The organism is Clostridium sp. AF50-3 (genome assembly GCF_003477445.1).
Lineage (GTDB): Bacteria > Bacillota > Clostridia > Lachnospirales > Lachnospiraceae > Otoolea > Otoolea fessa.
In genome coordinates this window covers 54,417-74,428 of sequence record NZ_QUDH01000011.1, presented here as the reverse complement: position 1 = coordinate 74,428, position 20,012 = coordinate 54,417, and the positions used below count along the sequence as shown (strand labels likewise).

The 20,012-nt window shown below is 48.1% G+C and carries 20 protein-coding genes and 1 pseudogene; 19 read left to right on the top strand and 2 right to left on the bottom strand.

Features of this window, described 5'->3' with window-relative positions; genetic code table 11:
• Window positions 1–39 precede the first annotated feature (39 nt).
• The 13 genes from DW085_RS12740 (at window position 40) to DW085_RS12680 (ending at window position 9,858) form a co-directional block, all read left to right on the top strand.
• Window positions 40–630 (top strand): hypothetical protein, encoded by a 591-nt coding sequence (locus tag DW085_RS12740; RefSeq protein WP_227589686.1) that lies wholly within the window; start codon window positions 40–42, stop codon window positions 628–630.
• Window positions 631–642: 12 nt separating this feature from the next.
• Complete coding sequence (locus DW085_RS12735; protein WP_107001173.1) at window positions 643–825, top strand: DUF4316 domain-containing protein; 183 nt, start codon at window positions 643–645, stop codon at window positions 823–825.
• Window positions 825–1,166, top strand: a complete 342-nt coding sequence (gene mobC / locus DW085_RS12730; RefSeq protein ID WP_015553878.1) for a plasmid mobilization relaxosome protein MobC — start codon at window positions 825–827, stop codon at window positions 1,164–1,166. Before DW085_RS12735 ends, mobC begins: the two co-directional genes overlap by 1 nt.
• 160 nt (window positions 1,167–1,326) lie before the next feature.
• Window positions 1,327–1,665, top strand: coding sequence for a hypothetical protein (locus DW085_RS12725; RefSeq protein ID WP_016306492.1), 339 nt, complete (start codon window positions 1,327–1,329; stop codon window positions 1,663–1,665).
• Between the two features lie 3 nt (window positions 1,666–1,668).
• A complete protein-coding gene (gene vapD, locus DW085_RS12720; protein WP_016306491.1) occupies window positions 1,669–2,037 on the top strand; it encodes a VapD family protein in 369 nt (122 codons plus the stop codon).
• Between the two features lie 161 nt (window positions 2,038–2,198).
• On the top strand, window positions 2,199–2,489 hold the full coding sequence (locus DW085_RS12715; protein ID WP_023042378.1) for a CD1845 family protein: 291 nt from the start codon (window positions 2,199–2,201) through the stop codon (window positions 2,487–2,489).
• Window positions 2,490–2,568: 79 nt separating this feature from the next.
• A complete protein-coding gene (locus DW085_RS12710) occupies window positions 2,569–3,984 on the top strand; it encodes a relaxase/mobilization nuclease domain-containing protein (protein ID WP_107001172.1) in 1,416 nt (471 codons plus the stop codon).
• 635 nt (window positions 3,985–4,619) lie between these two features.
• A complete protein-coding gene (locus DW085_RS12705) occupies window positions 4,620–5,156 on the top strand; it encodes a hypothetical protein (protein ID WP_107001171.1) in 537 nt (178 codons plus the stop codon).
• A gap of 808 nt (window positions 5,157–5,964) precedes the next feature.
• On the top strand, window positions 5,965–6,387 hold the full coding sequence (locus DW085_RS12700) for a sigma factor-like helix-turn-helix DNA-binding protein (RefSeq protein WP_107001170.1): 423 nt from the start codon (window positions 5,965–5,967) through the stop codon (window positions 6,385–6,387).
• A gap of 488 nt (window positions 6,388–6,875) precedes the next feature.
• Window positions 6,876–7,076 carry a hypothetical protein gene (locus DW085_RS12695; RefSeq protein WP_107001169.1) on the top strand — a complete coding sequence of 67 codons (201 nt, stop codon included), beginning with the start codon at window positions 6,876–6,878 and terminating at the stop codon, window positions 7,074–7,076.
• A 400-nt stretch (window positions 7,077–7,476) separates the two neighbouring features.
• Window positions 7,477–8,985 carry a recombinase family protein gene (locus tag DW085_RS12690; RefSeq protein WP_107001168.1) on the top strand — a complete coding sequence of 503 codons (1,509 nt, stop codon included), beginning with the start codon at window positions 7,477–7,479 and terminating at the stop codon, window positions 8,983–8,985.
• Between the two features lie 268 nt (window positions 8,986–9,253).
• Window positions 9,254–9,523, top strand: coding sequence for a hypothetical protein (locus tag DW085_RS12685; RefSeq protein WP_118492978.1), 270 nt, complete (start codon window positions 9,254–9,256; stop codon window positions 9,521–9,523).
• 59 nt (window positions 9,524–9,582) lie between these two features.
• Complete coding sequence (locus tag DW085_RS12680) at window positions 9,583–9,858, top strand: hypothetical protein (protein WP_118524019.1); 276 nt, start codon at window positions 9,583–9,585, stop codon at window positions 9,856–9,858.
• 109 nt (window positions 9,859–9,967) lie between these two features.
• On the opposite strand, the pseudogene coaBC reads toward DW085_RS12680, so the two are convergent.
• A pseudogene (gene coaBC, locus DW085_RS12675) lies at window positions 9,968–11,160 on the bottom strand (bifunctional phosphopantothenoylcysteine decarboxylase/phosphopantothenate--cysteine ligase CoaBC).
• 601 nt (window positions 11,161–11,761) lie between these two features.
• Between coaBC and DW085_RS12670 the strand changes: the two are divergent.
• Both DW085_RS12670 and DW085_RS12665 read left to right on the top strand, forming a co-directional pair.
• Window positions 11,762–12,385, top strand: coding sequence for an ECF transporter S component (locus DW085_RS12670; RefSeq protein WP_107001715.1), 624 nt, complete (start codon window positions 11,762–11,764; stop codon window positions 12,383–12,385).
• Between the two features lie 6 nt (window positions 12,386–12,391).
• On the top strand, window positions 12,392–13,156 hold the full coding sequence (locus DW085_RS12665; protein ID WP_107001714.1) for a type III pantothenate kinase: 765 nt from the start codon (window positions 12,392–12,394) through the stop codon (window positions 13,154–13,156).
• A 390-nt stretch (window positions 13,157–13,546) separates the two neighbouring features.
• Here the strand turns inward: DW085_RS12665 and sstT are convergent, their stop codons facing one another.
• On the bottom strand, window positions 13,547–14,770 hold the full coding sequence (sstT, locus tag DW085_RS12660; RefSeq protein WP_118492974.1) for a serine/threonine transporter SstT: 1,224 nt from the start codon (window positions 14,768–14,770) through the stop codon (window positions 13,547–13,549).
• A 417-nt stretch (window positions 14,771–15,187) separates the two neighbouring features.
• On the opposite strand from sstT, the gene DW085_RS12655 reads away from it, so the two are divergent.
• From DW085_RS12655 to DW085_RS12640, 4 genes are all read left to right on the top strand, one after another.
• Window positions 15,188–15,697, top strand: a complete 510-nt coding sequence (locus tag DW085_RS12655) for a QueT transporter family protein (protein ID WP_117796647.1) — start codon at window positions 15,188–15,190, stop codon at window positions 15,695–15,697.
• Window positions 15,698–15,922: 225 nt separating this feature from the next.
• Complete coding sequence (gene murC / locus DW085_RS12650) at window positions 15,923–17,314, top strand: UDP-N-acetylmuramate--L-alanine ligase (RefSeq protein WP_118466999.1); 1,392 nt, start codon at window positions 15,923–15,925, stop codon at window positions 17,312–17,314.
• A 547-nt stretch (window positions 17,315–17,861) separates the two neighbouring features.
• On the top strand, window positions 17,862–18,926 hold the full coding sequence (locus tag DW085_RS12645) for a DnaD domain protein (protein ID WP_118492973.1): 1,065 nt from the start codon (window positions 17,862–17,864) through the stop codon (window positions 18,924–18,926).
• Window positions 18,913–19,905, top strand: coding sequence for an ATP-binding protein (locus tag DW085_RS12640; protein ID WP_118482233.1), 993 nt, complete (start codon window positions 18,913–18,915; stop codon window positions 19,903–19,905). Before DW085_RS12645 ends, DW085_RS12640 begins: the two co-directional genes overlap by 14 nt.
• The last annotated feature ends 107 nt before the right edge of the window (window positions 19,906–20,012 follow it).

The following is a 20,012-nucleotide window of genomic DNA, read 5'->3' as shown; positions in this document are numbered from 1 at the left end:
CGGGTCATGTTGGCCCGAGGCACAGAAAGGAGGGATCTCTTGGAGACAGTACAAGGATATGTGATTTTGAAAGCTGCCACCTTTGAAACTGGACACGGCTTTGCGCTTGGGCATAATCCGGGAGCGCCGAGCCCCTTTGTGACCTGGCAGTTTACCGAGGGGGAAAACGGCCATCGGGATTACTACTGGGGCCGCTATGGAAACAGCCAGGCATGGGCGCAGCGGGATTTTGACCGCCGGGTGGACGATTATCAGCAGCTTTACCATGCGGCGGTCAAGCATACCGAGCTGGGACCGGAAGGCGTTTACCGCTATTATTCCACCCAGCGGCCCGTGGACATAGGAACTTACCCGAAGCCGCCGGATAACCAGCCTCTTTCCATTGTCAACTACGACGATGACAGGCGGCGTCCTGTGGCAGACGGCAGGCTGATGGCATGGGGCGAACTGACCTACACAAAGCCGCTGACCGAAAAGCAAATGGAGGATTATGAACTGAAACCAGCACCGGGCAATCCTGACCGGGTGCGCTCATCCATTACCGCCCGGCTCAAAGAAGGAACCAGAGGGCAGGAACCCCCGAAGGAGCCCGGCCAGAAGCGGAGCCATAAAAACCATGAGGAACGATAAAGGAGGATCGCCATGCACGAAAAAGACAACTATCTGAAAACCGCCGAGCTCTCCACGGAGCAGAACTGCAACATGATTGACGGCGTACCCAACAACACGCCCATCCAACCCACGCCCCCGGAGCTGGACGCAAAACCGCTGGATAAGGTAAAGGAACCCAAAAAGCGCCGGAAAGGCCGGGAGCTGGAACGATGATGGAGAACCGCAAGCGGAATGTCCATCTGCACGTCATGGTAACGCCGGACGAGCTGGCAGCCATCCATGAACGGATGGCCGAGGCGGGCATTTCCAACGCCGGGGCCTATGTACGGAAAATGGCTCTGAACGGGTATATCCTGCACATCGACCTTGCGCCCGTAAAAGAATTGATCTCTCTGCAACGGCGCTGTTCCAACAATCTCAATCAGGTCGCCGTACACGCACACACCTATGGCGTGTACCCGGAGGAAATCGACGGATTGAAGCGGGACTATGAAAAGCTGTGGGGCGAGGTGTCAAAAGTGCTGCGGGAGCTTTCCGAGCTGGTGGCAAAGTAAGACGAGGGCGGCAGGCTTCCGTTGTGGGGCTTGCCGCCCTGCTCTTTTTTTACCACTTCGGGCCAGCATGACCCGAAGCCCGTCATAAAAAATTCAGATTTTCAAGATTGTAGAACCAGCTCTATAATGATATAATAATTCAAGAAGGGAGGCTGATACCATGCTGAAAATGGTTATTCGCATGAATGATGATAAAATCACAGCCGAAAATAAGTACCGGCTGGATGGCATTTACAACACAATCAATCATACATTCCAAACCGTGGGCCTTCCCCGTATGGAGGATGGTTCCGGCGCTTTGGTATTCCGTGACTGCGGCAGAGCGAGGGATTTTAGTCTGTTCGGCCGGATCGTCAATACCTTGAAGCGGCAGACATGGTTCATGGATAATGTTTCTGTGTGGCGTCTTTGTGACAGTGACGATTCTGACAGTCCAGATGATTTCAATGAAGAAGATCTGTTGACCCACTATCAGGAAAAAACAGCAATGAGGGCTTGAGTTTTGGAGAGAAAATATTTCAAAGCCTTAAATTTTGATCTGGACACCCATCAATTAAAAGAGCATTACCCCGGAGCCAATTACCGGCAGGCGTATGACGACTTGCGCCGGTTCTTCAAACGGCATCGTTTTTCTCACCGTCAAGGCTCCGGCTACATATCGGATGATAAGCTGGCAACTGCTGATATATACGACTTGATGGATGAATTAAGCAGACAGTTTCCGTGGATTGGAATATGCGTGAATAAAATTGATGTGACCAACGTGGGACGGCAGCACGATTTGACAGAGCTCTTGAAACCAGCAGAGGATATTGTTATCGACACTTCGCTGCTGACAGTTCCCGATTGCCCGCAGCAGGAAACAGAATAGCAGAAATTTGGCAGGACATGAATGTGTCCTGCTTTTTCTGTTTTCGGGCCATCATGGCCCGAAGGTTTGGGACAGGATTCACTAATCTTTCGCAACATTTATGTCCCCGGGCAGGCATGATAAAATAGAGGTAGGAAGGATAGATAAAGGAGGTTTTGGAGATGAAGATACTGCTGAAAATATTGGTTGCTCCCTTTGCTTTAGCGTTGTCCCTTCTGGCGGCTCTGCTGGTATTCCTGTTTGATATTTGTGCCGTCCTGCTGACGATTGCCTCTGTGATTCTGGTGGTGCTGGGTGTCGCTCTCTTTTTCACGCCGACGCCCATAGGCGGGATTGTATTTCTGTTTCTCGCTTTCCTTCTTTCGCCGTATGGACTGCAAGCGGCGGCGGGCTCCCTTCTTTGGGCGCTGGACGGAGGCAAATCCGCTCTGTACCGGTTTCTGGCAAGTTAAACAGCCTCGGGCCATGTTGGCCCGAAGTCGGGGCGGTCTGGATGGGCCGCCCTTTTCTCATGGAAAGGAGGGATGATTTCTGGCTACCACAACTTTGTTGCAGCGCCATGCGGGCGAAGGCGAAACGATTGCCGAGGCAATCCGGGATTGTCTGGACTATGGCAAGGACCCGGAGAAAACAGAAAGAGGAAAGTATATCTCCGCTTATGAATGTGATCCGGCCACCGTGGCGGACGAGTTCCTTTTGGCAAAAGCCAGCTATGCCGCTATGACGGGCCGGGAACAGAAAAAAGAAAATGATGTGCTGTGCTATCAGATACGACAATCCTTCTATCCGGGCGAGATCACCCCGAAGGAGGCGAACCGTATCGGCTATGAGCTGGCTATGCGCTGGACAAAGGGGCGGCACGCTTTTATCGTTACCACGCACACCGATAAGCAGCACATCCATTGTCACATTTATTACAACTCCACCACCCTTGACTGCACCCGGAAATTCCGAAACTTTTGGGGCTCCAGCTTCGCCCTCCGGCGGCTCTCTGACAGGCTGTGCCTTGAAAACGGGCTGTCCATTGTAGAGAACCCGAAGCCCCGGAGCAAGGGCAAGTATCGGAATTATGGAGAATGGCAGAAAGAACGAAAAGGGCCGCTTTCCTATCAGGACAGACTGCGCCTTGCCATTGATACTGCGCTGGCGGAACGCCCCGCTGATCTGGACGAATTTCTCAATCTGATGAAGCGGGCCGGATATGAGGTCAAGACGGTTCGGGGCGGCGGTATCAGTTTCCGGCTGACCGGGCAGGGACAGGAACGCTTTACCCGTCTGCGGGCTTCCACGCTGGGAGACGGCTACGACTTGCAAGATGTTCTGTCTGCCATTGAGGGCAAAGAAAAACGCCCCGGGCGCTCGGAACGGAAAATCAGTCTGGCGGTGGATATTCAAGCAAAGCTGGCTGCCGGTAAGGGGCCTGGATATGAACGCTGGGCGAAGGTATTTAACATTAAGCAGATGGCCGCCGCTCTTGCCTATATACAGGACAATAACCTGACCGATTATGAGCAGTTGGCGCAGAAAGCCACCGAGGCGGCAGACCGTTTCCATGCTATTTCCGAGCAGGTCAAGCAGACGGAACAGGCTATGAAAACCAATGCCGGGCTAAAGGCTGCAACGGTTCAGTATGCCAAAACCCGCCCAGTCTTTGAGCAGTATAAGGCGACGAAGTACAGCAGGAAATTCCTTGCGGAGCATGAGGCCGACCTTGAACTGTACCGGGTTGCACAAGCGGAAATGCGCTCTCTGCTGGGCGGGGCAAAGCTCCCCAAAATGGATGTGCTGAAGGAAGAAGGCCGTAAGCTCACAGCAAAGAAAAAACAGCTCTATGGAGAATACCAGAAGGCACGACGGGATATGCAGGAGATCGTCACAATCAAGGCGAACATTGACACTCTGATGGGCTACACCGAGCCGGGAAGAAAGCAGGAAAAGGAGCGTTAAGGTTATGAAAATAAGGAGCAAAGCGACGCTGACACTTCGGGCCATGTTGGCCCGAAGATATGGGTTTGGGGCGAGCCCCAACAAGCAGCCTTTGTGCCACTTGTGGCCACAGAGGCATTGCTTGCCATTTAGCTATTTAGCAATATACTGCAAAAAAGATTATTGAGTTTATACAACATCTATTGTTTTACGCAATACCTCCTTAAAATATCTATATTAAGAAAATTCGCCACAAATTTTCGGTGATTTATCAATCGCTTTTCGAGTTTTTATATGTTTATGCAAAAAGAATGATATTTTTTTTATATCAACAAGTTCTCTTTCTTTTTATCGTTTTAACTCAAACATCAAAACACAAAACTTGAATACCCGGTTTTTATATCAGAAAAATATACGATATATGTTGATAATTAACAATTTATTAAGTTTTATTTACCATTTTTAGATTATATTGCATATATAGGGATTCTGTGGTATACTACAGTTAGTTATAAAAAGCTCATAACCGATTAGTAAAGGGAGGGATACCATTGGGGCTATAGAGGAGGAGAATTTGAGAGAATAGTGCCTTACATAATGGTGGGCGCTAAAAAATCTGAGTTTGTTACTATGGTAAAGTCTCAAGGAGGTCATTTATGAAGAAAGGTTTGAAAAAGGCATTGGGTCTGTTGGTAGCGCTGAGTCTCATGGTAGTTGGTAGCGCATTTAGTGCTCTTGCTGCTGATTCTCCAGAACAGAGACAAACATTCAGTGTCGATCTGAATAATTTTGACGAAAGCCAGCCCTATTCGGAAACATTACATTTCGAGAAGGACGGTCAGCCGGTAACAGTGACACTTAGCTATACGCCTCCTTTAACTCGTGATCCTGCTACTGAAGGAACGTGGAAATCGGATGCATTTTGGGGTGTCGCAGGTATGGATTACAGATTTGACTTATCAAAGAGTGGTAGCCAGTGGAAAATTTCTAATGCACGTGATTTAAATACCTACTGTGTTGGCGGAACGGTTGAAGATGAAAGTTTAGCCATTGGCCGTGCAACATCTACCTCAAGCAAAGCGGCCGAAGTGACTGGCTCTATGAGAGCAAATGTAGTCGGCGGAGTAGGAACACTTTCTTTCGCTTTAAGAACGGAAGTTTTTAATGGAGAAGTTTCTACCGTATTAAATTAAGAATAATATAAGTAGAGTCCTATTCAAAAAGGTGTTGATGTAAATATGTCGGCAATGTCTATATTTTTTCTAGTTGTATGCTCCGTCCTTGGACTTGGTGTTTTATACTGTATAGCTCGAATTATAGGATGGCTATTCAATCAGATAAAAAATAATGCTGATTAAGTGAAAGCAATTATACAATTTAAAAGGGTTGTTGCAAAGAGAAAAGTAATGTTCTGTATATGGTAGATTTAATAATTGACATATACTATATATAGTAAATTGAGTCTGTTTTGTAACAACCTTTTTAAAAGAAAATTTTTAGTAACAATTAGATAGAGTAGAGGTACGTTAACCATTAACATATCCTCTACTCTATTTTTTTATTTTTGCCTCCTATCTACGACAAATTTTGCAAAAAATACATTATATGATAATAAAAGAACTACGAGATTTTTACGCGGAGGTTGCTAATAACATGAGTTAGATTATTGAGAAAAAATAGATGAAGCAACGCCCCTTTTGCTTTACCTCCTCCTAGATGGGAGGAGTTTTATTCCAATTTAAACTTTTTTAAGGCTCAAACAAGCTGTTATTTGTTTGAGCTTTTTTTATGTTCGACACCTTATTTCAGGATTTGCTATCGAAACAGAGCCAGTCTTGAGATAAGCTGTCGAGGCTTTTTTAGAACGAGTAGCCATCTTTACTATTTTATAGATTTTTCACTGTTATTTTTTGAAAATTTCAGAAATTTCAGCCTACATATACGCTCCCCGCCGCTTCTGTTTTGTTGTCCATCCATCACAAAACAAAGCGGAGGTTCAATATGGCTATTATAAATTTACGGGACTATTACCCTTTTTATACGTCAGACTACTTTATGGAAGTACCAGAAGATGTTGTTGAAATGTTCAAGGAGTTTGACCGGAAGGAAGCCGCTTACCGTCTGCGTACATACCGGCACAAAGCCTATTACTCCCTGGATCGGAATGATGGAATTGAGCATGAGGCGCTTTTCGTTGCGTTCTCTCCCTATGAACTGTATGAGCGTAAAGTGACGATACAAGAACTCTATACCGCCATCTCACGACTGCCCGACAAACAGGCAAAGCGCATTTACGCTCATTTCATTCTCGGCTTGACGAAACAAGACATTGCCCGGGCCGAGGGTGTGGATGAAAAGGTCGTGCGGCTCGCCATTGAGCGCGGCCTTCGGAACTTGGAAAAAATTTTAAAAAAATTTTTATAAGGTGTACCGATTTCGCCTCAAAAATGAAATGGCTTATGAGAGGCAGTCAAAGCCTCGGGCCACATTGGCCCGAAGCGGGACACGCCTCACGCAGATTGAAAACTGAATAAAAGATAGACGGATACGAAGGGTGCTTGTGTCCAGTGACAGGCCCGCCATGACCTCTATTTTTACACTAGAGAGAGCGACCAGGCCCATGCCGTAGGCAGACTGTGCAGGTCTGCCGGACAAAACACAAAACCCGGATACTTGCGATTAGTCACAATCCGAGCGTGCAGCGGTGTTGCGAACCGTGAGCCGTCGCAGGTAATGAGATCGCCTTGCCATCAGAATGGGGAGAGCTGAAATGCTATGGGACAAAAAGCCAACTGTCCGTCCGGTCTATCTGAAAAAACTTTCTAACCTGTGGGGCCCTTCCTCTATTACTGTCTGATGATAGGGCAACCGTTCTGGCTGGGCCCATATTTTTCTATGAACAGGAGAATTTTATGAAGGAAAATATATCTAGTCCAGAATTAACGCTGAATATATGGAGTAATGACGCCTGCCGGGGCTATGTGATTATGGCCATGCAGGACTGTGGATTCACCCATAAAGATATTAGCCGTGTAGTAAATCAGCTTTATGGAGTGTTTGACTTATACACACTCAACGAGGCTGAACAGAAATATTATAACGGCGATTATTAGCTTCGGGCCAACGTGGCCCGAGGCTGGGGAAAGCTCAAAGGGCAGTTCCTTCCAGGGAGCCGCTTTTTTAGGTTTCCCCAGCAGACAAGAGGGAAGCTGGCCGCTGTTCATCCGTACTGAAAAGTGGAGGTTTTCGATGGTTCAATCTGTTACATACCAAAGCGAAAAACAATCCGTATATTTTCAAGGGAAACTTATCGTATTGGAAAATCTAATTCCGGTACTATCCCCGGATGAAAAGAACAAGCGAAAAAGAGAAATCGAAAATCACTTATATGATGTGTTCAGTAAATACACGGACAGATTTTACTAATCAACCGCAACATTGTTGTCCGGGGCTGCCTATGGTATAATATAATTGTAAGGTTGGTAGCTCCATTCCATACGGAAGGAGCCCAATATGGACATTATCAGAGAAGATTGTATATACGCGAGACAGTCGGTAGACCGTAAGGACAGTATCAGCATTGAAAGCCAGATTGATTTTTGTAAGTATGAGCTGAAAGGCGGAAGCTGTAAAGTATTCAAGGATAAAGGCTATTCCGGGAAGAATACGGACAGGCCGGAGTTTCAAAAGCTGTTAGGAGAAATCCGAAAGGGCCGGGTGCGGCGGGTAATCGTTTATAAGCTGGACAGAATCAGCCGTTCCATTCTGGACTTTGCAAACATGATGGAGCTGTTCCAGGAATATGACGTGGAGTTTGTTTCGTCCACAGAAAAGTTCGACACCTCAACCCCAATGGGGCGGGCCATGCTGAATATTTGTATCGTATTCGCACAGCTTGAACGTGAGACAATCCAGAAACGCGTCACGGACGCTTACTACTCCCGGTGCCTGAAAGGTTTTCACATGAGCGGACAGGCCCCCTATGGTTATCAGTTGGAGCCGACAGTGGTTGAAGGTATCCGCACAAAAAAGATGGTGGCAGACCCCGAAACTTCCCAATATGTAAAGCTCATGTTTGAAATGTATTCCGAGCCGGAAACGTCTTTTGGTGACATTACACGGTACTTTGAGGAACAGAACATCAAAGTTTACGGTAAATCGCTATTCCGTACCTTTATTTCACAGCTTTTAAGAAATCCTGTTTACGCACAAGCAGATTTAGAACTCTACGAATTTTTTAAAAGCCAGGGGGCGGCTATTGTCAATGACGCTTCCGATTTTGCCGGAACCAATGGCTGTTATCTCTATCAGGGCCGGGACGTGAAGGAGGATAAAGACAGGAGCCTGAAAGACCAGATACTTGTAATCGCTCCACATGAAGCGCTCATACCGTCTGATGTATGGCTGAAATGCAGGAAGAAGCTAATGACAAATAAGAGTTTTCAACAAGGACGTAAGCCGAAAAATACATGGCTTGCCGGAAAAGTTAAATGCGGGTGTTGCGGATATGCCTTAAAGGCAACACACGTTCCGAACAGCGAAGGCTATTTTCGCTGTAGTAAACGGACTGAAAATAAAGGCTGCCCGGGCTGTGGTAAAATCCGTAAATCTGAATTTGAGGAATTTATTTTCAGTGCTATGCGGGCGAGATTTAAAAATTTTCAAGTCCGCCATAGCCGGGAGGAAAAAGTCAATCCCAAACTGACCGCCCATCAAATTGAACTGGCGCAAGTTGAAGCCGAGATTGAAAAACTACTTGATACGCTAACCGGAGCCAACGCAACACTTCTTGCCTATGCTAACAAAAAAATTGAAGAACTGGACACTCGCCGCCAGACCATTTCAAAGGAGATTGCGGAAATGTCCATTGAAACAATGTCACCCCAAAAGGAGCAGGAACTCTCTTATTACCTCGACCATTGGGACAGCATTGAATTTGACGACAAAAGGAAAGCCGTTGACGGCCTGATTATTTCAATCAGCGCAACTAGCGACCACGTTCAAGTAGAGTGGAAAATCTAAGCTCTAACTTCTGGATTATCCCACTCTACTTACTTTCAAATCTATCTTTTCTTTTTAATCTTGTTTGTACCCCTTGTACACCGTTGCTTCCATTTTGGTAGAGTTATTTTTGTAACTATTTTGTAAGAAAATGTCTATATATTTTGGAACATAAATCTGATATTATTAGAATAAATAAGAGACATGTCTGGTTTTGCAAAAATAAAGAGAGGTTGCTGTTTTGTGAGATTTCAGCCCTGTCAGGATAGTGAATCGAGAGGTGATCGATATGAAGAAAAAATTCTGGCTGATATTATACCATTTAGGCGGTTCGGTGGTACTTTTATTGTTACTGTACACGTCTCTTCAAGGCTTGACAACGGTGACCTTATGTTTAGCGATACCGGTATTGGCAGCAAGTATTATAGAGGCAAAATTTGAATGGAAATTTTTACGAGAGAATCCGGAAATCAAAAAGGATAAAACCTATCGGATCGCAAAAACACTCGGATATCTTTGTGGTCTTATTTTGGTGGTAGGAGTATGGCCTCGTCATTAGAACATTTTTGCTTAATAAAAGACTCTGTTACACTTGGATTGAATCGAGAGGTGATCGATATGAAGAAAAAATTCTGGCTGACATTATACAATTTAGGCGTCTCTATTTTATTCTTATTGTCATTGTACAGTTATGCAAAAGGCATGGCAGGCTTTTCTTTATTTTTAGCGCTGGCAGTTTTTGGAGAAATTGCGGCAAGGGCTTTTATTGAATGCAAATACTTGCAGGAGAGTCCAGAGATAAAAGAGGATACGGCTTATCGAATCACGAAAGTATTGCGATTGCTTTGTGAAATTATCTTGATCATAGGAGTATGGCGGATTCGTTTTAAATAGCCACATTCTAAAAATAATGCTTATGATATATTCCATATTCAATGAAAGAGGAGGCATCCGTCCATCAACCTCGGTTGCTTCCTCTTTCTCTATCTATTTCAATCAAAATTTATTTCATCATATCGCGTAAAACCGTCAATATTTCCATCGCCGCCGCTTCCTTACTCATCTGCTCCAGATGGCGGGTCTGCTGCTTATCGATCAGCGTGATGACGTTTGTATCGGTGCCGAATCCGGCGCCGGCTACCTTTAAGTTGTTGGCAGCGATCAGATCCAGATTTTTGCGTTCCAGCTTGCCGCGTGCGCGTTCCTCGAGCTGGGAGGTCTCCATCGCGAAGCCGCAGAGCAGCTGTCCCGGACGTTTGTGTGCGCCGAGGTAGCTTAAAGTGTCCTCAGTGCGCTCCAGCGCCAGGCTCAGATCGCCGTCGGATTTCTTGACCTTTTCATCAGAAACGACTGCCGGACGGTAGTCAGCGACGGCTGCCGCCTTGATGATAATGTCCTGTTCCTCACTCCGGGAGGTGACTGCCTCAAAGAGGTCGTGTGCGCTTTTGATGTGGACAGTATTGACAAATGGAGGCGGAGTCAGTGAAGTTTCGCCGGTGACGAGTGTCACATCGGCGCCGCGCAGCATCGCCATCCGTGCCAGCGCATAGCCCATTTTTCCGGTCGAATGGTTCGTGAGGTAGCGCACCGGATCGACCGCTTCCTGGGTCGGACCGGCGGTCACAAGGATCTTCTTTCCAGCGAGATCCTTCGGGTAGGCGATCGCGCGGAGAATATATTCCAGGATCAGCCCCTCATCCGGGAATTTGCCCTTTCCGGAATCGCCGCAGGCGAGCAGACCGCTTGCCGGTTCGATGATGGTAAAGCCGTAATGTTCTAACAGGCGGAGATTATCTTGGGTAATAGGATTCTCATACATCCGTGTGTTCATTGCCGGTGCATGATGCGCGGGCACTGGCAGGCTAAGAGTGTGGTCGTCAGCATATCGTCGGCAAGTCCGTGTGCCAGCTTGGCGCAGACATTGGCGGTCGCCGGGGCGATGATCGCGAGATCGGCTTTTTTCGCCAGCTCGATGTGTCCCACTTCAAATTTAAAATTCCGGTCAAAGGTGTCGGTCAGGCACTTATTGACGGTCAGGGTCTCAAAGGTAAGCGGTGTGATAAATTCCATCGCATTTTTAGTCATAATCACGTGTACATCCGCGTGCTGTTTCTTTAAAAGGCTGGCAAGGTTCGCCGCCTTGTATGCGGCGATTCCGCCGGTTACTCCCAAAATAATCGTTTTTCCAGTTAACATAATATATATCCTTTCGGTTTGTACTCTGGTTTTCTGGGTCATTTTCGAACAGCATAGCATCTGGAGGAAAAATTGTAAACCCTTTTTGGCTTCCGTTCTCTGCCAGATTTTTTGGTAAGCACACATAACAGGAGAGGAAAGAAACCTGTATTTTGTGAAAAGACAATAAAAAACAGTACATATTCTGGTAGAATTGTTGGTTGTATGTTGAAAAGTGATGTGATATAGTGTGAAAGTGTCTGCTGACTGGCCTGGTTTTCACTGGATGTGAACAGGGGCAGGCGGCAGCAGTTGTATTGTATCCCATAGAAAACAGGCACCGAACGTGCTGGCAGCAAATCCGCGGAAAGGGTAGAAGAAAGAAACTTCTGCCGGAATGTGCGTATCTGCATACGGATCTGTATCTGAGATGGAGAATCATACCGGAAGAGACGGGGAATTAAAATGCCCTGGCTCGCGGCTTTTCTGGATGGTATCGCCGGAAAGAACGGAATTTGTAAGGATTTTATGCACATGATATTGGCGCAGGTAAGCGGCAGTCTGGTGAACAGAAGGTGCAGCAGGTTTTTCGAGCGGGAATAATAACAAGGAGGAAAATTTCATGAACACAACAAACAACACATCTAAACTTGTCATCTTAGGTCTTATGACCGGCATTCTTCTGCTGATGGCGTACACCCCCCTCGGATATCTGAATATTGGACCGCTGGCGATTACATTTAATGTGATCCCGGTTGCGATCGCGGCGATCACGCTGGGACCGGCAGGCGGCGCAGCGATCGGTGCAGTCTTCGGCATGACCAGCTTTTTACAGTGCATCGGCATCGGCGGCAGCAGTGCGATGGGTGCGATGCTTTTCAGCATTAACCCGTTTCTGGCATTTGTACAGAGATTCGTTCCGCGTATGCTGGATGGTCTTCTGTTAGGCTACATTTTCCAGTTTGTACGCCGCAGAACCGATGCCTACATGGCAAGTCTGGTAACCGGATTCTGTTCCGCGTTTTTAAATACAGTTTTCTTTATGACGGCTTTAGTCGTCCTGTTTGGCAATACCGAATATATGCAGGGGCTGATCGGCGGAAAAAATATCATCCTGTTCGTATGCGGTTTCGTAGGAATCAATGCAGTATGCGAGATGGTATCGTCCACAATCATCACCGGTGCAGTCGGTGCAGCGCTTTATCGGGCAAAATTTGTACCGGCTCTGGAAAAAAGCAGGGGGTAAGACAGTATGATTTTGGCATTGGATATCGGAAATACGAATGTGGTTCTCGGTTGTATTGCGGATGGGGAAATCCTCTTTACCGAGCGGATGGCGACAGACAGTGGGAAAACAGAGCTTGACTATGCGATTTCCCTGAAAATGGTGCTGGAGCTGCGGGAAATCAAGGTAAGTGAGATCACCGGCGCGATCATCGGTTCGGTAGTACCGCCGGTTACATCCCTGATGCGGGAGGCGATCCGCAAGGTGACGGGGCAGGAAGCGCTGGTCGTCAATGTGGATATGAATATCGGTCTGGAAGTGCTGATGGACAATCCGTCCTCCGTCGGTACCGATCTGATCGTCGGTGCCGTCGCGGGAATCAACCGGTATCCGGTGCCGCTCATTCTGATCGATATGGGAACGGCAACCACCATCTGTGTGGTGAATGAGAATAAGCAGTACATCGGCGGCATGATTCTGCCGGGAATAGGTGTATCGATGAATTCCCTGACCAGCCGGACCGCCCAGCTTCCGCGCATCAGCCTTGATCCGCCCAAGCGCCTGATCGGCAAGAATACGGTTGAATGTATGCAGAGCGGCGCTCTCTATGGCAATGCGTCCTGCATCGACGGCATGGTAGACCGGATTGAAGAGGAACTCGGCCAGAAAGCCACCGTTGTAGCCACCGGCGGTCTTGCCAGAAAAATCATTCCGCTGTGTCGGCATCAGATAGAATTAGATGATGAATTGTTATTGCGGGGGTTGTGGATTATCTATAAGAAGAATAAATAAGATAAAAGCGGCTGGAAAAAATCAAGCCGCTTTTAAAATGCAATTAGAAAAGATGCAGAAGCACAAATATAGTGCGAGTGATTAATTTCTGTGTTATACTGATACAGCTACCACCCCTAGACAGGTGCGGAAAGGGGGTGTACTGTGTGGGAGGAATACTGTCATTCGTGCTCTCTGTGATAGCCAGCATTGTGGCTTACTATATTTGTAAGTGGCTGGATGGAGATGAGTAGGTAGCAAAGGTTTAAGCCTCCTTTTTCAAAAAAGGCGAGCCCCCGGTGTCAGCACACACTGGGGGCTTTTTGTGTACTCTGTGAGTACTGTCATTCGTTTGCCTATTGGCATTATAGCATATGGAAAAATTGATTTCAATATGCATATAATATAATTTTAATAGGTAATCTCCCGCCCTTCTTTTCTCCACTCCCGGAACTGGGCTGCCGCTGAGAGCAGCAGGTCGCAGGAGGAGTTGAGGGCGGTCTCGACGGAATCCTGCACCACGCCGATGATAAATCCGACACCGATGACCTGCATGGCGACATCGCTGGAGATGCCAAACAAGGAGCAGGCAAGCGGAATTAAGAGCAGGGAACCACCGGCAACACCGGATGCGCCGCAGGCGGAAAGTGCCGACAGGACGCTTAAAATGATGGCGGTCGGAATATCCACCGGAATTCCCAGCGTATTGGCTGCGGCCAGCGTCATGACGGTGATGGTAACAGCCGCACCGTTCATATTGATGGTCGCACCGAGCGGGATGGTAACAGAGTAGGTATTTTTGTCCAGTCCCATTTCCTCGCAGACTTCCATGTTGATCGGGATATTTGCCGCTGAGCTCCGGGTAAAGAAGGCGGTGACCGCGCTTCGTTTCAGACACTTGAAAATCAGCGGGAACGGGTTTTGGCGGATGCACCAGTATACGAGAATCGGGTTGGTTACGAAGTAGATAAACAGCATCGAGCCAACCAGCACGGCGAGAAGCCGTCCATATTCGGTAAATACCTGTAAACCGTTGGTGGATACAGTGTCAAACACAAGTCCGAGAATACCGAACGGGGCAAAGTTGATGATCCAGGTAACAACCTTGGACAGTGCCGCCGCAAAATTGTCCATAATTTCTTTCGTGCGTTCGCTGGCGCCGCGCATCGCCACGCCGAAGAGAACCGCCCACGCCAGGATACCGATGTAGTTTGCCTCTGCGATGGAGGTGATCGGATTTCTTACGACATTTAATAAAAGTGTCTGCATAACTTCTGCGATTCCCTGCGGGGCAGAGGTTTCTTCTGCAGCCTGTGCAAGTGTCAGGGTGATCGGGAACAGTTTACTTGCGACGACCGCGATCACAGCGCCGAGCAGTGTGTTGAACAGGTAAAGGCAGACAACGGTGCGGATGATGCCGCCGTGGCTCTGCTTTGCCTGGCAGAGGGAACTGATAACAAGGAAAAATACGAGCAGGGGCGCGATGCCCTTTAATGCGTTGACAAATAGATTTCCAAGGATTGAGAGTCCGACTGCCTGCGGAATCATCATTCCCAGGACAGCGCCGAGAATCATGCCGCCCAGAATTCGTTTAGGCAGGCTGATGGCTGTCCAGCGTTCATAGAGTGCTTTCATAAAATACATACTTCCTTTGTGATGATGAAATGGGGTTGACGAGTGTCGGGGAGCTGAGTCAAATGTGCAAATGCAATATCTCCCGAATGATTCAACTGTCTGTGCAGCATCCGGCACAAAATCATGTAGATTCTATTATACAGGAGATAGAAAGAAAGGGAAAGTGCTTTTTTATGGCAGAGTGATAGAGAAATAGAGAAAAAATTTTTGCCCGTGTTCCGTGTGGCCAGTGGCAGAACTTGCAGTGGCGATAAGCGAAAAGAAAACTTGTATTTCTATCTGCTCTATGTTATACTCATACCCGTTGCAAAGCCCGCAAAAACAAGGTCTTACAGGGCTGCCGCCGATTTCCGGCGTAAAATGAATCGAGTGTTCGTGACCTTCCACTCGTAAAACAAAACTAAAGGAGAATTGAATATGAAAGAAAACAACCTGAAAAACACGTATTTTCTGGCGTATGGCGCGGTGATCGCGGCCATCTACGTAGCGCTGACGATGGCATTCCAGCCGATCAGCTTCGGACCGGTGCAGTTCCGCATTTCGGAAGCACTCTGCATCCTGCCGTTCTTTACCCCGGCAGCGATCCCGGGACTCTTTGTCGGATGCTTTTTATCCAATCTGTTCTGCGGGGCAGCCGGATTGGATATCGTATTCGGAAGCCTGGCAACCCTGATCGGGGCAGTCGGCTCCTATGCGCTCCGCAAGAGTAAGGTTTTAGTATGTGTACCGCCGATCCTGGCCAACACGATCATTGTACCGTGGGTGCTCCGCTTTGCATACGGCTCTGAGGATCTGATTCCGTTCATGATGCTGACCGTCGGGATCGGCGAGGTGCTGGCAATCGGTGTGCTGGGAAGCATTCTTCTGGCGGCGTTAAACCGTTATAAAACCATGCTGTTCGGCAAGTGTCTGGCAACGGGACGCTAAGAAAAAGACATAACTTAAATGATATAAAAGATGCATGTTACAGACGGATCGCAGTGCGATGGCTGGCGTGTATCTTTTATTTTTTTTTGCCTTATATTGACAATTTCATGTAAAAGAAGTTAAATTAAAAGGACGTGAAAACACAATGCCTCGCGGTTCCATATCGTTTTTCTATGGCGTCTGCGAAAACAAAAACCGCCTGCGGCGGGGAAGGAATGCACAAATATGAGTGAGAATGTATATCAGATTGATTTTAATAAACCAGAATCCGTCCATTTCATCGGAATCGGCGGTATCAGCATGAGCGGACTGGCAGAGATTTTGATGGACGAGGGATTCACTGTGTCCGGCTCGGACGCACACCGTTCGGAGCTGACCGATAACCTGGAGGCGCGCGGCGCGAAGGTATATATCGGACAGAAAGCGGAGAATATCCAGGATGGCATCGATGTGGTAGTCTACACGGCGGCGATTCACCCGGATAACCCGGAATTTCAGGAAGTAAAACGGCGCGGCATCCCGATGCTGACCCGTGCGGAACTCTTGGGCGAGATGATGCGGAACTATAAAAATGCGATCGCGATTGCCGGAACACACGGCAAAACGACAACCACTTCGATGGTGACGGAGATTTTCTTGCAGGCGAAAAATGACCCGACGATCTCGGTCGGCGGCATCCTTCCGGCGATCGGCGGCAACATCCGCGTCGGCGGACCGGAATTTTTCGTGACGGAGGCGTGTGAGTATACCAACAGCTTCCTATCCTTCTACCCGACGATGGCGGTCATTCTTAATATAGAAGAAGACCATCTCGATTTCTTCAAGGATCTGGCGGATATCCGTCATTCCTTCAAGCTGTTTGCCGAGCGCGTACCGGCTCAGGGCGCGATTGTCATCAACGGCGATATCGAGAACTATCAGGAGATCATAGAAGCGGCAAAAGGCAAGGTTATTACTTTTGGTCACAGCCGCGGCAACGATTACAGTGCCGGTGATATCCAGTATGACGATTACGCGCATCCGTCCTTCGATCTTTATATCGGCGGTGAGAAGAAAGAGCGCCTGACGCTCGGTGTGGCAGGTGAGCACAATGTATACAATGCGCTGGCAGCCATCGCTGTTTCCTTGGAAAATGGCATCTCCATGGACGCCATCCGCGTGGGACTGGCACATTTTACCGGAACCAACCGCCGGTTCGAAAAGAAGGGTGAGGTAAATGGATTTACCATCATCGACGACTATGCGCATCATCCGCATGAGATCGAGGCTACCTTAAAGACGGCGCAGAACTATCCACACAAGACACTCTGGTGCATTTTCCAGCCGCACACCTACACGCGGACGAAGGCATTTCTGCCGCAGTTTGCCGAGGCGCTCTCACTGGCAGATAAAGTCATTCTGGCGGATATCTACGCGGCGCGCGAGACGGACACGCTCGGCATCAGCTCAGAGGATATCGTGAAACTTCTAAAAGAAAAAGGAAAAGAAGCATGGTATCTGCCGACGTTCGATGAAATAGAAAAATTTGTCATGGAACATTGTACACAGGGCGACCTGTTGATAACCATGGGCGCCGGAGACGTTGTAAATGTAGGGGAAAACCTCCTTGCGAAATAGATGCACTCCGAGTGTACATATAGTTATCCACATTATCCACATAGTTTTCAACATATTATGTAAAGGAACTATGTGGATTTTTTGCGCCTAAATGCGGAAATGGGGAAATGCCGAAAATGTTGATAAAATAAGGATTTTGTCGGAGGAAGGGTTATTTTTGAGGATTTTTGAAGGCTTTTTCCACATTATCCACATTATCCACAATCAAAATAGTGGAAAAATTGGTCTAAAAGTGTCGGCCGCGAACCATAATTAGGAGTATTTCTTTTTAAAAAAAGGTATGTTATGATAGGAACAGACGCAGTGAACCTGTGATAAATGGATGAAAACTGTCTTGTCCGGAGCAAAATTGTGGAAAAGTCCGGAAACAAAATCAAAACGGTGGAAAAGTAAGAAAACAGGAAGATTTGGATGGAACAAATAGAGAATATTTCAAAATAAAAGTAAAATACAGCAGTTTGAATGGTTTACACAGCCGCAGGCTGCTGATAGATAAATGGTAACAGGAAATGTGAGGACACAGAATGGCTAAGAGGGAAATTAGACGATGGGAATAGGATTCAAAAACCGGCTGGCGGTGGGCGCGACGCCGGTTCCGGACGTATTTATTGATACATATATGGCGGGAGCCAGTGGAGAATATGTGAAGGTATATCTGTACCTGCTCCGCCACCAGCAGGAGGAAGTCTCGATCGGACAGATCGCGGACGCGCTCAACCACACGGAGGCGGACGTGCAGCGCGCGCTGGCATACTGGCAGAGAGCCGGGGTGCTGGGAACGGAAGTCGGTGAAGAGGCACAGCGATCGTTTCAGGAGACGCCGGGACAGCAAATTTCGCCGGTTTTTGCTTCAACGGAATCCCTGGCAGGCGCTGGTTCCTTTGCGCCATCTACAAAAACTGCCGCGCGGGAAGCCGCAGCCTGCGATATGTCACGCCTGACCTCGGATGAGTCGTTTAAGCAGCTCATTTATATTGCCCAGCAGTATTTAAATAAGCTGCTCACACCGACGGACTGCCAGATTCTTGGAAATCTCTATTCGAATCTGGGATTTTCCGGGGAATTGCTGGAATACCTGATTGAGTACTGCGTGCAGAACCATCACACCAGCCTGCGCTATATGGAAAAGGTGGCGCTCGGCTGGCATAAGCGCGGCATCAAGGATGTGGAACAGGCGAAAGCGAGCGGCAGGGGCTACACGAAGGGTTCATTCGCGGTTATGCGGGCGATGGGGCTTTCGGACCGGAGTCCGGCGGAGGTCGAGAGTGAATTTATCGAAAAATGGTTCTGGGAGTACGGTTTCACGCGCGAGCTGATCGTCGAGGCGTGCAGCCGCACGATCCGGCAGATACATAAACCGTCGTTTGACTATGCAGACAAGATCCTGCGGGATTGGAAAAATGCCGGCGTCAAGAGCTTCCGGGATGTGTCAGAGCTAGATAAAAAACGGAAGGAAGAAGGCGGGGCGAAGCGCCGGCAGGCGTCTGCAGGCAGCAGCCGTTCTTCCAACCGGTTCCACAATCTAGAGGAACACGGATATGATTACGACGAGATGGTATGGAGCATGATAAACGGAGCGCAGAAGACAGGAGGGGACGATGGCACTCAGTAATTCGCAGTATGAATCGATCATGCGTGTTTATAACCGGACACAGCTTCAGAAGAAACATGAGCTGGACGCGCGGGTTGACGAGGTCTATGAGAAAATACCGGCGGTCCGGGAGATGAACGACGCGATCGCCGCCGCGGCGGTCAAGAGCGCGAAAGAGCTTCTGGCGGGCGATGCGGACGCGGTGAAACGTTTGCGAGGGACAATCGCAGACCTGAAAGAGCAGCGCCAGGTGCTGATGAGCGCCTACGGCTATCCGGCGGACTATCTGGAGATGCAGTATAATTGTCCGGACTGTAAGGATACCGGGTACAAAGACGGCATAAAATGCCACTGTTTCCGTCAGCGGGAGATCGATCTGTTATACGCCCAGTCGAATATCCGGGAAGTGCTGGAGCGGGAGAATTTTTCTCATTTTTCCTATGATTATTTTGATGACACGAAGATCGATCCGCGTAGCGGCAAGACTGCCCGCGCGTATATGGAGCAGGTGACGGCGTTCTGCCACCGCTATGTGGACGGATTTAAAGAAGAAAAGGGAAATATCTTATTTACCGGAAAAACGGGGCTTGGAAAGACGTTTTTAAGCAACTGCATCGCGAAGGAGCTGATTGAGCGCTGTTTCAGCGTCGTGTATCTCCCGGCGGTGGAGATGTATGAGATATTTTCAAGGGACCGCTTCGCAAATGATGCGACCGATGAGGATCGCGACCGCTCCCAGTATTTATTAGAGTGCGATCTGCTGATCATCGACGATCTGGGGACGGAACTGGTGAATACGTTTACGACTTCCCAGCTCTTCTATGTGGTCAACGAGCGCTTAAACCGGAAGAAAGGCACGATCATTTCCACCAATCTGCCGGTCAATGAGATGCGCGACGAGTTTACCGACCGCGTCATGTCACGGATCATAAGCCAGTATCAGATCATTCCGCTCTACGGCGAGGATATCCGGATACGAAAAAAGCTGGAAAACCGGTAATGGGTTGACTTATAAGGGACATAATGATATAAAAGAGACGTTAGAATGCGCTAACATATGCAAAAAAAGCGAATTAACAGAGAGTAAACAGGCTGGAGGAAAATGGA

Bases quoted from the DNA above. Each gene is read 5' to 3' on its own strand.
- DW085_RS12735 (WP_107001173.1), top strand. From the start codon at position 643: ATGCACGAAAAAGACAACTATCTGAAAACCGCCGAGCTCTCCACGGAG.
- mobC (WP_015553878.1), top strand. From the start codon at position 825: ATGGAGAACCGCAAGCGGAATGTCCATCTGCACGTCATGGTAACGCCG.
- DW085_RS12725 (WP_016306492.1), top strand. From the start codon at position 1,327: ATGCTGAAAATGGTTATTCGCATGAATGATGATAAAATCACAGCCGAA.
- DW085_RS12715 (WP_023042378.1), top strand. From the start codon at position 2,199: ATGAAGATACTGCTGAAAATATTGGTTGCTCCCTTTGCTTTAGCGTTG.
- DW085_RS12705 (WP_107001171.1), top strand. From the start codon at position 4,620: ATGAAGAAAGGTTTGAAAAAGGCATTGGGTCTGTTGGTAGCGCTGAGT.
- DW085_RS12700 (WP_107001170.1), top strand. From the start codon at position 5,965: ATGGCTATTATAAATTTACGGGACTATTACCCTTTTTATACGTCAGAC.
- DW085_RS12695 (WP_107001169.1), top strand. From the start codon at position 6,876: ATGAAGGAAAATATATCTAGTCCAGAATTAACGCTGAATATATGGAGT.
- DW085_RS12690 (WP_107001168.1), top strand. From the start codon at position 7,477: ATGGACATTATCAGAGAAGATTGTATATACGCGAGACAGTCGGTAGAC.
- DW085_RS12685 (WP_118492978.1), top strand. From the start codon at position 9,254: ATGAAGAAAAAATTCTGGCTGATATTATACCATTTAGGCGGTTCGGTG.
- DW085_RS12680 (WP_118524019.1), top strand. From the start codon at position 9,583: ATGAAGAAAAAATTCTGGCTGACATTATACAATTTAGGCGTCTCTATT.
- DW085_RS12670 (WP_107001715.1), top strand. From the start codon at position 11,762: ATGAACACAACAAACAACACATCTAAACTTGTCATCTTAGGTCTTATG.
- DW085_RS12665 (WP_107001714.1), top strand. From the start codon at position 12,392: ATGATTTTGGCATTGGATATCGGAAATACGAATGTGGTTCTCGGTTGT.
- sstT (WP_118492974.1), bottom strand. From the start codon at position 14,770: ATGAAAGCACTCTATGAACGCTGGACAGCCATCAGCCTGCCTAAACGA.
- DW085_RS12655 (WP_117796647.1), top strand. From the start codon at position 15,188: ATGAAAGAAAACAACCTGAAAAACACGTATTTTCTGGCGTATGGCGCG.
- murC (WP_118466999.1), top strand. From the start codon at position 15,923: ATGAGTGAGAATGTATATCAGATTGATTTTAATAAACCAGAATCCGTC.
- DW085_RS12645 (WP_118492973.1), top strand. From the start codon at position 17,862: ATGGGAATAGGATTCAAAAACCGGCTGGCGGTGGGCGCGACGCCGGTT.
- DW085_RS12640 (WP_118482233.1), top strand. From the start codon at position 18,913: ATGGCACTCAGTAATTCGCAGTATGAATCGATCATGCGTGTTTATAAC.